The sequence below is a fragment of the Comamonas koreensis genome, from assembly GCF_014076495.1.
Lineage (GTDB): Bacteria > Pseudomonadota > Gammaproteobacteria > Burkholderiales > Burkholderiaceae_C > Comamonas > Comamonas squillarum.
The window spans coordinates 1,451,818-1,465,777 of the sequence record NZ_CP043575.1 but is presented as its reverse complement, the minus strand read 5'-3'; the positions used below and the strand labels follow the sequence as shown (position 1 = coordinate 1,465,777).

Below are 13,960 nucleotides of genomic sequence, written 5' to 3'. Positions count from 1 at the left end.
CTATTCCGTAGCTGGAATTCGACTTAGCCCGAAATAGGATTGTGGAAATGGCATTGATTTAAGGACGCTTGAAAAGAATAGTCATTTCAGCCAGCGGAACTTTGTAGCCACAAGCTTTAAAAAAGTGCTTCGCCTCACCCAGGGCTTTGATATAAATTGGCACGCCCGGCCATTGCTTTTCGACTACTTCAAGCATCGCCCGCCCAACTCCATGACCCTGAAACTGGTTGTGTACGATCAATTCACCGAGCATGGTGCTAAAAGCTCCGTCGCTGAAAGCAGACAAATATCCGATGAGCAGTCCTGAAGTTTCACGAGCATGAACAACCAAGGGGTATGCAGCATTGGAGACAACGAACAATTTGCTGTCCTCTTCGCTTCCCCAACCAACAGAGCGAGCGATTTGCGCATACTCTTCAGCAGTGACGTCTTTATTTGTTGAGACACGAAAATCAAAAGAATCATTCATATCTTGAATGCAAGCTGAGTGGCTAGGCCAAATATCAACGCACGCAGATGAGCATGATCTCCAGCGGAAAACGCTTGCGTTTGATCACTGGCTTGAGGGTTTCTGGCGTGGGCTGTGCGCAGGATTTCATCACATCATCCGACCAGTCGTGGCTTACTGCGACATAACCATGACGCCTTCCTAGTAGGAGCTCGTTACTGTGGAAGTAAACAAATGATTGAACGGCAGCAACTGGCCGGATGCAGCCGTGCCCACAACGCTTGGCCTCATTCCCCTATTGGCACAATTAACGCCTCTTGGAGCTGCTCCATCCGCATATGGCTGGGTCCATAGGCTCAAGCTCGGTAGCGAGTGCGGCATAAGCAGTGGCGCGATGCATGTGTGGTGGAAGTGTCCGTTTGTGGCCCAGATGCAGCCTGGGGCAGGTTTCTAGTCGTGCTACTTCTTCATGAGGAACGCTGCAACCAGGGCGTTCGCGTGCCCATGACCGATCTGGTGCTGGGTCTTGAGGCAATTGACCAGCTCCATGTGCTTCAACGGACCCGCATTCTGAAGAATCTCCATCCAATGCGTTATTGGCTTGGCGTAGGTCTTTTCGATGGAAGGAAAGTACGAGGCAGGTCCTTTTACCTTGGATGTCTCGGCCATGGAGTGCTCCTTTGAAGGGTGAGGATAGTGTCCCCGTGCAATGCCTAGTTCGGCATTCTGACTGAGTTGCGGGCCCCTGCCTAGATAACGAAGTTTGGCCAGTTTCTGCCGCAGGGGCGAAGAGCCGCTCCTGGCTGGCCGTAGACACGCTGAGCGTCTATTCGGCCACCCTTTCCGCTTAAATTTTCACCATGTGCACAGTCCGTGGGGAATGCGCTGAAAACGGTTGCGCGAGGGCCCGCGCATCATCGGGTGTTGCATCCTTGTGATGTGCACCAGGAACCATGAAGCAGGAGTTCGACCCGGCACCGACAGCAAGGCACCGTTCCCAATCTCCAGCCAGCCATTGGCAAGCCAGACGGGCAACGCAGCCGCCCGCCCATCCCGCATCATCCCCCTCAAGCGGCCACCGCCAGTGCGCTCAGCGCCTCCGCCAAAAAGCGCTCCGTCGTCCACGCCTCGCGCACCAGCACCTGGCGCGCCGTAGCCGTCAAAGCAGCCGCATACCCCGGGCGCAACAGCGCAAACTCGCCATGTACCTGGGCGATAAAGGGGTCAGGCGCCGCTGCAGGCACAGGCGCGCCAGCGATGATCGGCCGGCCCAACAGGCGCGATGTGATCTCGGCCACACACAGCGCGCCGGGCTGGTGCGAGAGCAGGAGCAGCCAATCAATGCCAACAAGGGCCTGCCTATCCCAAGACAAGCAAGACAAAAAATGCGCTGCCTATTCAGCGCTTGCGTTGTGACCGCATCCACCACATTTGCCATGCGGCTCCCACCACAAAAATCGCCAGCCAAGCGAGCACCGTGCCGCGCACCAAAGGCGATTCAGGGCCTGAGGCCAGAGGATGGCTGACCGGCAGACGCGTCAAGGTTTCACCGATGGCAGGGACCAACAACAGAAAGAAGCTGAAAGAAAAGCCGAACTGCGACAGGTAGGGAGCGAGGCGTGGAAACAGCGGCAGCTGCCGGATGAGCAATGACCCGCCCATCACCAACAGCGCCAGAATGCCCAAGGCATGGCCGGCGTTGAATCCTCCGGTGCTGGACAGGCCGAACGCCGTCAGCACGGACAGCAGCATGCCGACCAGGTACAGCTGACCCGAGCGCTTGGCCGGCTCAATGGCGCGGTAGCGGACAAAGCTGTACAAGCCGGCAGCGAGCGGCAGCACACTGATGGCGGTATGGAAGGCGCCAAGCGAGGAGATGGGATGAGGCATAGGGTGGTCTTTCTAAAAACAACCGACTAGTTGATTGGTTACATGGGCAAAAAATAGAGGGCCCGACACCCTGGGTGACCGGGCCATTCTTCAAGCTGCCAGCCGATGTATCGCCACGCGCACGATCGTCTGGAAAGCATCGGGATCCCCCAAGGCGCGGGCCGTCAGCATCGCGCCATGCACGGTGGACATCAAGGCGAGCGCTTCTACCGGCGCATTCGCTTCTGGCTTGAACTGCGCTTTAGCCTGGCCTTGCGAGATCACCGCTGCCAGCCACTGCGTCAGATCCTGGAAATAGCCGCGCACTTCCGCCGCAATTTCAGCCGGGATCATCGGCGCTTCTGCGGCCAGCATCGCGCAGATGCACATCGTCGATGAACCGTCGCGTATGCAGCGCGCCCAGTAATCGACATAAGCGTTCAATTGGGCTTGCGGGTCATCGCCCAAATGCTGCTGCATCGCTGCCAAGCCCTCCACAGATTGCTGCCGATGCCGTTGAACCACCGTCAACACAAGATCCGCCTTGCTGGGGAAGTGGTGGTGGATGCTGGCCTTTCCTATCCCTACCTTTTCAGAGAGATCCGCATAGCTGAAGCCGTTGTAGCCGCCAGCGGCCAGCAATTGGCGGGCATGTTCTGCCAATTCCGTGGCGCGGGGGGAGAGTTCAACAGTCATCGGGTGGGCAGCTAGCGCTTTCAAAGATGAGCCATTCTACTAGTTGATCGGTTGGCGTCAAGCCTCTTTGACTGTTGGCCGAGCCACGCTGTCGCAGCAGCCCTAGCTCACACAGAAGCGCGTAAAAGCCGTTCGGACAAGGCAGAAAAGCGCACGCTGGGCAGCAGAAAGCAGAGCGCCTCCGGGTCCGCATCCAGCCTCTGCAGCACAGGGCAGTCCAGGGTTTGCGTGTCCAGCAGCAAGGGCTGCACCGAGGCGACATCCACCGGCAAGTCAATTGTGGCCAAGGCCGACCTGCCAGGGGCGCCCTCCACTGTTGGCACCTCCACCACCGCAGCGTCCTGGGAGGCCAGGCGCACGATTGCATCCGACCAGCCATCGAACATACCGGACCAGGGCGGCGACAAAACGGCGTCCCCTGCCCTCACCGCCCTGGCCCCCAATCTCGGCGCGCTGCCATCGCCGGGCGCGATGTCGACAATGGCCTCATCAGCGTTCACGCGGAAATCGAAGCCAGCTGGCCAATGGGATGGCAAGGCATCACTGAACAGGCGCGTCCCGGCCACATGGGCGAGGCTGTCCATCACGTTGTAGACAAAGGCAACGGTGGGAATGGGCGGCGCATCAGCCAGCGGCTCTGCCAGGTACAGACGCCAGTTGCTCTGCAATGGCGAAGGCATAAACCGCCTCAAGGGCCCCATCCACCGAGGACCAAAATGCCCATGCCGATAGGTCAGCACCGTAAGAGGCGTGCGACCTTGGTAAGACCAGAGGCGCGCGCCCGGTGGGGCAAACGGGGCGGCCAGGGCTTCGTCCACCAGCCATGTCATGTAGACCACATCCACCACATCGCTGTCCAAGATCATGAAGGGCAGACGAGACATCAGCGCTCGCCGATAGCTGGCAAAGCGACGCGAATTGAGCAGTTTGGCCAGGCCATTGCCAAACCTGCCCTGGTAGGGGTGTGTGTAGAGGTGATGCATGGAAGCGGTAGACAGCAGCGCTGGCTGGCACCGTTGCGCGGTGGTGGCTAAAGGCCGTTTCTGGCCGAAAACGCCATATTAGCGCCAGCAGCCCGTCAGCATGGGACTCTCGCCACGATGGAGCAACCTAGGGACCGGCTGCTAAGCAAGCTTGTCGCCGCGACACAACCGGTCACGGCTGCTATCACATGAGGGGTCATTGCACCCGTTTCGGATCCCCGCGTACAAAGTCCAGCACCGTCGGCAGTACCGGGGCTAGCCAGTCCAGCGGCCGGGCCAGGGCGGCGACGGTCGTCACGTGGCTGAGGTGGTCAAAGATCCGTATATCCACGTCGGTACCGGCAGCCCGCAAGCGGTTTGCCAGGCCGACGGTGTTGCGCTGCGTGTCCACCACCTTGTCATTGCGTGCGGCCAGCAGCAGGGTGCGGGGGGCTTTGGCGTCGGCGTAGAAGATCGGCTGGGAATCGGCCGGGGTGTGTGGCCAGTTAAACGCCACCTGGACCTGGGGGTCCACAATCGGCAAAAAGTCGTAGGGCCCGGCCAGCCCAATCCAGCCCGCAAGCCGATCGGGTGTCAGGCCCAAAGGTGCCAGCCAGCGCGGGTCCAGCGCCAGCATCGCTGCGTTGTAAGCCCCGGCCGAATGGCCCATCACCATCACCCGCGAAGGGTCGCCACCCAGGCTGGCGGCGTGCGCGAAGGTCCACTGCAGCGCCAAGGCGCAATCGCCCAGAAAGCCCTCGTACTGCACCTGGGGGCTCAGCCGGTAGTCGGCGACCACCGCGATGATGCCGTTGGCCGCCAGCGCTTCGCCGACAAACCGGTACTCGGCCCGCTCGCCACTCGTCCAGTTGCCGCCATAAAAAAACAGCACCACCGGTGCATGGCCGGGCGACGTGCCTGTCGCTGGCTGGTACACATCCAGCAGATGCCTTGCATCGAGCCCATAGCGCACGCCGGTGGGGCCGTGGTAGGTGTCATGTGCCACCAAGTGGTCCAGTACTTGGGCACCAGAACACCCGGACAGCAGCGCTGCGATGGCGGAACCGATGCCGAGGAGGCTCAGACGGCGACTCATGGGGGTGGAAAGTTTAGAAGAAATGGGCATGTGCGCTATACACCGCTATACGTCTTTTGGATTCATACCCTGGAGTGTGCGGAACGCCCTACCAGCGGCAGATCCTTCAAGCAGTTATTTCCACCAGTCTACGTTGAAGCTAGTTCTACGCCTCTCAGCGGGTACCGGAAACTTATGTAGGCCGAATGAGCGCTATAGGTTGAAGTGGCGCTATGACCCCAGTGCTGCCACCCCAGCTCCAACCTCGGTTCACCTTTGGCCAGTTGCATGCCGAACTGGATGCAGAGGAAATGAACGCGTCACTCCTACAGCTTCAGCTGCGCACAAGCCGTACAACAAGGTTTTGCAAAAGGAGACTGTGATGACCACCACCGCCAACCCTTATCAGGCCTGTATTGACGCATGCAACGCCTGCGTGATTGCGTGCAACGAATGCTTTGCAGGATGCCTCAAAGAGGACGATCCCAAGATGATGGCACGCTGCATGGCGCTGGATGTCGATTGCGCAGCCATCTGCTCGCTCTCCGTGGGTGCCATGGCGCGCAACAGCGAAATGGCGAAACACTTCTGCAGGCTATGCAGCGAGATCTGCCTCGCCTGCGCGAACGAGTGCGCCCATCACCAGCATGACCATTGCGTGCGATGTGCGGAAACCTGCAGGGCCTGTTCCAAGGCCTGCTTGGCAATGGTCAACTGACGAGGCGGCGCCAAATGCCAAGCAGGTCGGCACCTGCCCGCTGATTGAACAGCATCCCCACAAGTTGGATATCCGTCCAACCGATGGGGTGCCGTTAATGCACACCGGGCACTGCCAGCCTACTTCCCTCCGCCTCAAACTGCCACAGCCAAAGCCCCCAGCTCCTCCGCCAAAAACCCCTCCACCGTCCGTGCCTCCCGCCCCAGCACCTGCTGCACCGTGGCAGTCACCGCAGCCGCATGCCCCGCACGCATCAACGCAAAAAACTCGCCATGCACTTGCGCGATAAACGGGTCAGCCGCGGCGGGGGCGGCCACAGGCGCGGAGGCGGTGATGGGCCGGCCCAGCAGGCGCGATGCAATATCGGCCAGTTTTTGCGGGCGCAGCGCCTGGTTGCCGGTCAGCACCCAGGGGCCGGGGGCGCCCAGCCGCTGCTGGGCGGCCTCGGGGTTCAGCAGCGCTTCAACAGCAACATCGGCGATGTCGCGGGCATCGATATAGGAGACACCAGCGCCCAGGTGCTGGGAGCGGATCACAACGCCGGTGCGCAGCTCCCCGGCGATGCGCGACAAACCCACCTGCATCCAGGCATTGGGGCGCAGCACAACATGGGAGATGCCACTGGCCTGCAGTCCCTCTTCAATGCGGCCATGGGCATCGCCGGACAGCGAATGGCCGGGCGGGGCTATGGTCCAGTCCGAGCCGGAGAGCTTGACGATGTGCCGCACGCCGGCAGCGCGCGCGGCTTCGACCACGCGCAGTTGCTGCTCGGCCAGCGCAGGGCTGATCGGAGAGAGCAGGAAGAGACGCTCAATGCCGACGAGCGCCTTGCCCAAGGTGGCCGCATCCTCAAAACAGCCCTGCGCTATCTCGACGGTATCGCCCCACAGCGCCCGCGCAGTAGCGGCCTGGCGCACGAACACCCGGGGTCGCGCTTGCCGGGCCAGCAGGCGCGGCACCAGCAGCTGGCCCAGGCGGCCGCTCGCGCCGCAGACCAGCACGCGGGGATGCGGGTGCGCACTCATGCCCGCAGCGCCTCGGGCTGCGCCACGCTTTGCGCGGGCGCATTCTCGGCCAGCAAACGGTTCAGCGGCCGGGCATCGACCCAGTCGGTGACCGAGAAATCGGCCGGCAAAAAGCCCCACTCCAGCAAAAAGTCCTTGAAGTAGCCGATCGCATCGACCAGTTCGGGCTCCAGGCTGATGCCCAGATGGCGGTGGACATCGGCGCCGTTGGAGGCCAGGATGGCCTCTTCGCTGGTGGCGATCTCGCGGGCCACAAAGCGCAGGGTCTCATCGGGATGGGCCTGGGCCCAGCGGCCGGCGCGCTGCACCACGCGCAGCAGCGCCAGCACCAGGTCCGGGCGCTGGTCGGCCAGTGCGGCGTCCACCGTCAAGGTGCGCGGCGTGCCATTGTTGATGCGCACGCGCGGGTCGGGGTGGCGGCCAAATTCGCTCACCAGCTGCGCGCCGATCAGGTTGGCCACCAAGAGGCCCTCGGCGCCTTTGACAAAGATCGCATCGACCTCGCCGCGCACCAAGGCCTCCGCCTCGCGGAAGTACGGGTGGCGGCGGCGCAGCCCAAACAGGCTGGGCGTGCCATGCTGCTGGATCACCGACTCCTCGATCACCAGATCGACCAGTTGCACATCGCTGTGCTGCAGGCCCACCAGCGACAGGCCCGAGACCAGGCCCTTGAGGGCGGTGGCGCGGTGGAAATCGATCAGGTCATTGACGCGCTGGGGCACGCCAAAGCGCTTGCCCGCCAGGTCCTCGGGCTTGCCGATGCCCCGGCCCGGCAAGGTCACCAGCGCCTGGAACTCGTCTGTCCAGGTGATGGCCACCAGGCGTGTATCGCTGCCCTTGGCGCGCGCCCAGATCGGCGGAATATTGCCGCCCTGGCGGAAGGACCAGGGCAGGCGGTGGTCAAAATGGCTCTCGCGCACACTGCGGTCCTTGGAGTCAAAGATGGACTCGACCCCAATGCCCAGGGCCGCAAAGGCCTGCTGCAGCCAGCCGTGCTGCGCGGCAATGCCCAGTGGCGACGGCACCGGGCAGCGGGTGTACCAAAGGGAGCTGGGTTGTTGACCTTGTACGTTCGATGTTTCGGAAGGGCTTGTCATCGGTTTCTCCTTGGGGGAACGGGATCAGGACGCGGCCAGCCAGACGCCGGCCAGGTTGCCGGCCACGCCGTCTGCGCCCACGGTGTGGTTGCGCACGCGTTTGTCGGCAATGGTGTAGATGTCGGGGGCGACCAGGGTGATGTCGGGCAGGTCGGTAGCGATGTGTTTCTGGAACTCGGCCACCTCGCGGATGCGCTGGGCCTCGTTCATCTCGACGGCGGCGGACTCCAGCAGGCGGTCCACCTCAGGGCTGGCGTAGTGCGAGCCGTTGGAGAACGGCAGCCCGCGCTGAAAGCTCTTGGACCAGTACAGGCGCTGGATGCCCACCGTCGGGTCAAAGGTGTTGCTCATCGCGCTCACATGCAGGTCAAAGGCGCGGTCGGTGTAGATGCGCTTGATGTAGGTGGCAAAGTCCTGGCTGTTGATCTGCACATCGATGCCGATGCGCCCCAAGGCCTGCTTGAGGAAGTCACCCGTGCGCTGGCCGCCCTCGTTGGGGATGGGGGTCAGGTTCAAGCGCGCGCGCCACTGGCCGCCGGCCTTGCCGCGCGTGAGGCCCGCGTCGTCCAGCAGCTTCTCGGCACGCTTGAGGTCATAGGGCAGCACCGGCAGATCGGGCACATAGAACTTTTTCAGCGCCGGGTGCACCGGCCCGGTGGTCAGCTTGCCCTGGCCGTACCAGGCCACCTTGAGCAGGTTCTCGCGCTGCAGCGCGTGGGCAATGGCCTGGCGCACGCGCAGGTCCTTGAGCAGCTCGCTCTCCAGGTTGAACTCCAGCCGGTAGACGCTGTTGATGTACTCGTAGCCCCGGGTCTCGAACTGCAGGCCCGGCTTGGCGCGCAGGCGCTCCACCTCGGCAAAGGGCACCGGCGAGCTGGGCGCAATCTGCACCTGGCCGCTTTCGATGGCCGCCGTGCGCGCGGCGGCATCGGGGATAAAGCGCACCACCAGGTGGTCGATATAGGGCTTGTCGCCATCCCAGTAATGGGGGTTGCGCTCGTAGATCACATGGCTGCCGCGCAACCATTCCTTGAACACAAAGGGGCCCGTGCCCACCGGCGCATTGTTCGCCGGGTTGGTATCGGCCCGGCCGCTGGCATACAGGTGCTTGGGCACGATGGGCGACTCTGAGGCCGCCAGTGCCGTGATCAGGTAGGGGATGGGGCGGCTCAGCTGCAGCACCACGGTATGCGCGTCGGGCGCCTGCACCTCCGCCACGCCCGCAAAGGTGGCGCGGCCCCGGGGGTGGAACTCCTTGAGCAAGGCAATCGAGTGCACCACATCGGCCGAGGTAAAAGGCTTGCCGTCATGCCATTTGACGCCCTGGCGCAGCTGGAAGCGGTAGACCAGGCCATCGGGGCTGATCGACCAGGCAACAGCCAGCTGCGGCTGCGGGTTGAGGTTGAAGTCATAGGTCAGCAGCCCCTCGGTGACCTTGCCCGAGATCGTCACCGACGAGCCGGCGGTGTGCGCAATCGTCGTCAGGGTTGGCGGCTCGGGAAAGAGCAGCAGGTTCAGGGTGCCGCCTTTTTGCGGCTTGTCCTGCGCCCAGGCCAGGCTGGGAACTGCCGTGCCGATGCCGGAGGCAGCAGCGGCCAGCATAAAGTGGCGGCGCGTGGCGAGCGAGAAATCGGAATCAATAGACATGCGAGGTACCAAGGGTAAAAACAGGGCAGCGCTCAGGCAGCGGCCTGGTGCCGTTGCAAGGCCGCGCGGCCGGTGTTGCTGCGGATCAGGCTGTTGGCCGGTGAATGGATCTGGCTGCACAGCACATTGCGCAGATGGCGCTCCAGCGGATTGCGCCGCGCCAGGCCGTGGTTACCGGCCAGCTCCAGCGCCAGCTGCACCGCGCGCAGCGCGTTGTCCACCGCCACATGCTTGGCCACGGCAACCAGGCCATCGGGGGCCGTGCCGCTGTCGTAGGCGCGGGCATGGCTGTCCAGCAGCCAGTCGCTGGTCTGCAGCAATACCTCGATCTCGCCAAACTTTTCCTGCACAGTGGCGAGCGACGCCAGGTTGGCACCGCCCAGCGCGCTGGGGCGGCGCTGGTTCAAAAAAGCGCCCAGCCAGTCGCGGGCTGAGCGCGCCGCGCCGTCATAGACCGTTGCCACCAGGCTGAAGTACCAGGCAATGCCATGGGCCTCGCGCTACAGGCCCAGGCTGGCTGGGCGCAGGCCCACCGCATGGTGGTCGGGCACCCAGGCGCCGTCGAGCACCAGGTCCTGGCTTGCGGTAGCGCGCATGCCCAGCGGGTTCCAGGTATCGACCAGGCGCGCACCGGCCGTGCCTCGGGGCAGCACAAAACTGCCCAGGCGCGGCTCGGGCTCATCAGTCAACGCCAGCACGCTGATCCAGGCCAGCAGCGGGCCGCCGGTCACATAGACCTTGTGGCCGCTCAGCTGCCAGCCACCGGCCACGCGCCTGGCCCGCGCCGCTGGCAGGCCGCCGTGCGAGGGGGAGCCCAGCTCCGGCTCCACCTGGGCGGCGTTGAGCAAGGCGGGGCCTTGCAGGCTGGCTGCGATCAGCTCGTCCGCCAGCGCTGGCGGCCACTCGCCCTGCCCCGCGCGCTGCGAGCGGGCAATCGCCGCATGGTTGCTGTAGTGCATCGCCAAAATCAAAGCGACTGCCGGGTCGCCCTGGGCAATGGCTCCCATCACTGCACGCGCGCTGGCCAGGCCGGCGCCATGGCCACCGGCCTCGCGGGCAATGGTCAGCCGCAGCAAGTCGGCCTGGTGCAGCAGCGCAAACTGCGACGCCGGTGCAGCGCCACTGGCGTCATGCGCCTCCGCCAGTGCGGCCAGCTTGCCGATCAGCGCCTGGGCGCGGGCCAGCAAGGCGGCCTCGTCCAAGGCCGGGCCCGGGCTGGCCGCTTCCCGTGGCGGCTGCAGCACTTGCAGCACGGCGCTCATGCATCCCCCTGCGCATAGCGGGGCGGCACCACAAAGCCGCCCTGGGCCTGCTCCCAGGCATGGGCAAAGGCAATCGTGGTGCGGTCTTCCAGATAGGGGCCGACCACCTGGGCGCTGATCGGCAGGCCGTCATCGTCCAGCCCGACCGGAAAGCTGGTCGCAGGCAGGCCTGGCAGCACCGGCAAACCGGCCCAGTAAAACAGCTCGCGAAAGCCGATCTCGCGCACCCCATCGGCATAGGCCACGGGAAAGCGGCGCTCCTCCTTGTGGCCCTGCTGCTGGTGCGCAAAAGCGGGCGTCGGTGCCACGGGGGTCAGCACCACGTCATAGTCCTGGAACAGCTGCTCCCACTGGTGGCTCAGCGCATGGCGGTGCTCGTTGTCCTGCAGCCAGGTGGCATGGGGCAGGCTGGGCGCGCGCAGCAAGGCGGCCTCGGCGCTGCGGTCGTCGGGCTCCAGCTCGGCCAGGCGCTGCTGCTGCGCCTCGGTCAACGGGGCCGCGTTAGCCACCGACGAGCCCAGCAGGCTGCGGTAGGTGCGGTGCTGCTCGCTCAGATCAGGGCGCTGCGCAGGCGGCAGATCGCGCCACTGCGTGGTCTGCACGCCCTGGGCCTGCAAGGCGCTGACGACGCGCGCGATCACCAGCTGCTCGGACAGGCTCGCCTCCTGGCCCGGCCAGGCATCCAGCACCAGCACCCGAAAATCCTGCAGCCGCTGGTGGCGCGGTGGCGGCAGACTCGCCTGCCAGCCCTTGGCCTGCAGCGGATCAAGGTTAAGCAGCTGCTCCAGCGCCAGCTCCAGGTCGAGCGCAGTGCGCGCCAGCGGCCCGGCCACCGACAGATCACGCGCGCTAAAGCGCCCTTGCGGCGCGCCGGTGCCGCGCATCGAGATCAGCCCATAGCTGGTCTTGTGGCCAAACACGCCGTTGAAGTGCGCGGGGATGCGCACCGACCCACCAATATCCGTGCCCAGCTCCAGCGCGACAAAGCCGGCCGCCACGGCCGCCGCGCTGCCGCCCGATGAGCCGCCCGGTGTGCGCTGCAGATCCCAGGGGTTGCTGCTGCTGCCGTACACGGCGTTGTAGCTTTGCAGATCGCTCAGCGCCAGCGGCACATTGCTCTTGCCGATCAGCACCGCCCCCGCCGCGCGCAAGGCCGCGACTGCCGGCGCATCCTGCCGGGCGATATTGCTGCGGTAGTCCGGGTTGCCCACGGTGGTGGGCAGGCCGGCGACATCAAAGTTCTCCTTCACCGTGATCGGCAGGCCCAGCAATGGCTTGCGCTCGCCCCGCTGCAAGGCGGCGTCTGCCGCCTGGGCATCGCGCCGGGCTTGCTCTATCGCCCGCACCGGGATCGCATTGAGCTCGCCATCATGGCGTTCGATGCGGGCCAGCGCCTGCTCCAGCAGCTCGACCGCGCTGACGCGGCCATCGGCCAGCGCTTGCAACTGCGCACGGGCGCTGGCAAAGGCCAGGCTGGCGGCAATGCCGGGCGACGCTACTGCGCTCTCGCTCAGGGTGGATTCGTTGGGAAAGTCGATGGTCGTCGTCATTTGCTAGCCTCCAGCCACAGGTCAGAAAAATCTCCAGACGTCAGGTCAATGCTGTTGTTGAGCCCATGCACCCGCGTGCTGTGTACCCGCAGCGCAGAGGGCACGGTGGCGATCGGGTAGACGGGGAGATCACGGCCAACGATCTGCTGAATCTCGCGGAACTGCGCGGCACGCTTGGCCTCGTCGACCTCGACAGCGGCCTGGCGGAACAGGTTGTCGACCTGTGGGTTGTTGTAATGCGAGGCGTTGATCCAGATCAGCGGGTTCTTGATGCCGTCGGACCAGTAGATGCGCTGCACGCCGACCGATGGATCAAACAAGCGGCCCAGGCCATTGAGGTTCAGGTCAAACTCACGCGCGGTGTAGGCGCGCTTCAAAAAGGTGGGCAGGTCGCCGTCCAGAATGTCCACCTTGATGCCCACGCGGTTGAGCGCCGAGCGCAGGTACTCGGCAGTCTGTTTGAACTGCGCGCCCGGGATGTAGGTGAGCTTGAGCGCAAAGCGTTGGCCATTGGCCTGGCGCGGGTAGCCGGCGCTGTCGAGCAGCTGGTTGGCGCGGGCCACATCAAAGCCGTAGTTGAACTCGCTGTCGTCGTAGTAGGCGCCCAGCACCTTGGGGATGGGCGAGTTCACCAGCTCGGCCTGCTTGTAGTAGACGTTGTTGACGATGAAATTGCGGTCCACCGCATGGGCAATCGCATGGCGCACCTGGGGCTTGGACAGCACCGGGTTCTCGACGTTGAACTCCAGGAAGGAGGCATTGTTCAGGAACGCGTCATAGCTGGCGTCAAGCTTGAGCGTGGGCTTTTGCAGCAAGCGGCCCAGGTCGGCCAAGGCCAGGTTCTGCGCCACATCGGCCTCGCCGGTTTCGATGGCGGCCGAGATGGCAGCAGGGTCACGTACAAAGCGGATCACCACCCGGTCCACATGGGGCACACCCGGGCGCCAGTAGTGGGGGTTGCGCTTGAGGATCACATGGCTGCCACGCACCCACTGCTCAAAGATGAAGGGGCCCGTGCCCACTGGCGCATTGGCGTTGGGGCTGCCCAGCGGGTCGCCATCGCCATAGCGGTGCGCCGGCACGATGGGCAGCTCGGCCGATGACAGCGACTTGAGCAAAAACGGCGCGGGCTTGGACAGCACCAGCACCGCCGTGTGCGCATCGGGCGTATCGACCCGCTCCAGGTTCTGCAAGGTGATACGGCCGCGCGGGCCGAGCTTCTTCTGGGTCAGGAAGGAATAGCGCACATCGGCCGAGCTGAAGTCGCGCCCATCATGGAACTTGACGCCCTCGCGCAGCTTGAAGCGGTACTGCAGGCCATCGGGGCTGACCGTCCAGGATGTTGCCAGCAAGGGCTGGGGCTGGAACTTGGCGTCATAACGCAGCAGGCCTTCGGTGATCTTGGCGCTGACATCGCGGTTGTCGGTCTTGGTGTCGAGAAAGGACACCAGCGAGGTCGGCTCTTGCGCGACCACGGACGTGACGGTGCCGCCCTTGACGGGCGTGGCCGGCGCCTGGGCGTTGGCAGCCCCAAAGCTGCTGGCAGCCAGCAGGCCCCAGGCCAGGTTTTTGTAGAGAGTTCGCATGGGCAATGGTCCAGGAGAAAAGGCG

Annotated in this window: 15 protein-coding genes; 1 reads left to right on the top strand and 14 read right to left on the bottom strand. The window is 64.2% G+C overall.

The features are described from left to right. Positions 1-58: 58 nt before the first annotated feature. From F0Q04_RS06620 to F0Q04_RS06590, 7 genes are all read right to left on the bottom strand, one after another. Positions 59-469 carry a GNAT family N-acetyltransferase gene (locus tag F0Q04_RS06620; RefSeq protein WP_182345000.1) on the bottom strand — a complete coding sequence of 137 codons (411 nt, stop codon included), beginning with the start codon at positions 467-469 and terminating at the stop codon, positions 59-61. Positions 470-907: 438 nt separating this feature from the next. Continuing rightward, entirely contained in the window at positions 908-1,117 is a 210-nt protein-coding gene (locus F0Q04_RS06615) for a DUF4287 domain-containing protein (protein ID WP_116924526.1), read from the bottom strand. Positions 1,118-1,515: 398 nt separating this feature from the next. Next, positions 1,516-1,746, bottom strand: a complete 231-nt coding sequence (locus F0Q04_RS06610; RefSeq protein ID WP_182344999.1) for a hypothetical protein — start codon at positions 1,744-1,746, stop codon at positions 1,516-1,518. Between the two features lie 100 nt (positions 1,747-1,846). Continuing rightward, positions 1,847-2,338 carry a hypothetical protein gene (locus tag F0Q04_RS06605; RefSeq protein WP_116924524.1) on the bottom strand — a complete coding sequence of 164 codons (492 nt, stop codon included), beginning with the start codon at positions 2,336-2,338 and terminating at the stop codon, positions 1,847-1,849. A gap of 90 nt (positions 2,339-2,428) precedes the next feature. Beyond that, positions 2,429-3,013, bottom strand: a complete 585-nt coding sequence (locus tag F0Q04_RS06600; protein ID WP_182344998.1) for a TetR/AcrR family transcriptional regulator — start codon at positions 3,011-3,013, stop codon at positions 2,429-2,431. Positions 3,014-3,120: 107 nt separating this feature from the next. Beyond that, positions 3,121-3,879, bottom strand: coding sequence for a hypothetical protein (locus F0Q04_RS06595; RefSeq protein WP_420093982.1), 759 nt, complete (start codon positions 3,877-3,879; stop codon positions 3,121-3,123). Positions 3,880-4,192: 313 nt separating this feature from the next. Then, complete coding sequence (locus tag F0Q04_RS06590) at positions 4,193-4,981, bottom strand: alpha/beta hydrolase (protein ID WP_232539528.1); 789 nt, start codon at positions 4,979-4,981, stop codon at positions 4,193-4,195. Between the two features lie 451 nt (positions 4,982-5,432). Between F0Q04_RS06590 and F0Q04_RS06585 the strand changes: the two genes are divergently transcribed. Beyond that, positions 5,433-5,768, top strand: coding sequence for a four-helix bundle copper-binding protein (locus F0Q04_RS06585; protein WP_116924883.1), 336 nt, complete (start codon positions 5,433-5,435; stop codon positions 5,766-5,768). A 134-nt stretch (positions 5,769-5,902) separates the two neighbouring features. Here F0Q04_RS06585 and F0Q04_RS06580 read toward each other — a convergent pair whose 3' ends face one another. The 7 genes from F0Q04_RS06580 to F0Q04_RS06555 are packed head-to-tail and all read right to left on the bottom strand — an operon-like array spanning position 5,903 to position 13,935. After that, a complete protein-coding gene (locus F0Q04_RS06580; RefSeq protein ID WP_182344995.1) occupies positions 5,903-6,793 on the bottom strand; it encodes an NAD(P)H-binding protein in 891 nt (296 codons plus the stop codon). Continuing rightward, positions 6,790-7,890 carry an ABC transporter substrate-binding protein gene (locus F0Q04_RS06575; RefSeq protein ID WP_182344994.1) on the bottom strand — a complete coding sequence of 367 codons (1,101 nt, stop codon included), beginning with the start codon at positions 7,888-7,890 and terminating at the stop codon, positions 6,790-6,792. The genes F0Q04_RS06580 and F0Q04_RS06575 overlap by 4 nt, the downstream gene beginning before the upstream one ends. A 24-nt stretch (positions 7,891-7,914) precedes the next feature. Further along, entirely contained in the window at positions 7,915-9,537 is a 1,623-nt protein-coding gene (locus tag F0Q04_RS06570; RefSeq protein ID WP_182344993.1) for an ABC transporter substrate-binding protein, read from the bottom strand. Positions 9,538-9,569: 32 nt separating this feature from the next. After that, positions 9,570-10,001 (bottom strand): acyl-CoA dehydrogenase family protein, encoded by a 432-nt coding sequence (locus F0Q04_RS23975; protein WP_232539527.1) that lies wholly within the window; start codon positions 9,999-10,001, stop codon positions 9,570-9,572. Positions 10,002-10,037: 36 nt separating this feature from the next. Then, the gene (locus tag F0Q04_RS23970; RefSeq protein ID WP_232539526.1) at positions 10,038-10,799 is read right to left on the bottom strand and encodes an acyl-CoA dehydrogenase family protein; all 762 of its coding nucleotides are present in this window, start codon (positions 10,797-10,799) and stop codon (positions 10,038-10,040) included. Next, a complete protein-coding gene (locus F0Q04_RS06560) occupies positions 10,796-12,349 on the bottom strand; it encodes an amidase (protein ID WP_182344992.1) in 1,554 nt (517 codons plus the stop codon). The genes F0Q04_RS23970 and F0Q04_RS06560 overlap by 4 nt, the downstream gene beginning before the upstream one ends. Further along, complete coding sequence (locus F0Q04_RS06555; RefSeq protein ID WP_182344991.1) at positions 12,346-13,935, bottom strand: ABC transporter substrate-binding protein; 1,590 nt, start codon at positions 13,933-13,935, stop codon at positions 12,346-12,348. The genes F0Q04_RS06560 and F0Q04_RS06555 overlap by 4 nt, the downstream gene beginning before the upstream one ends. Between the last annotated feature and the right edge of the window lie 25 nt (positions 13,936-13,960).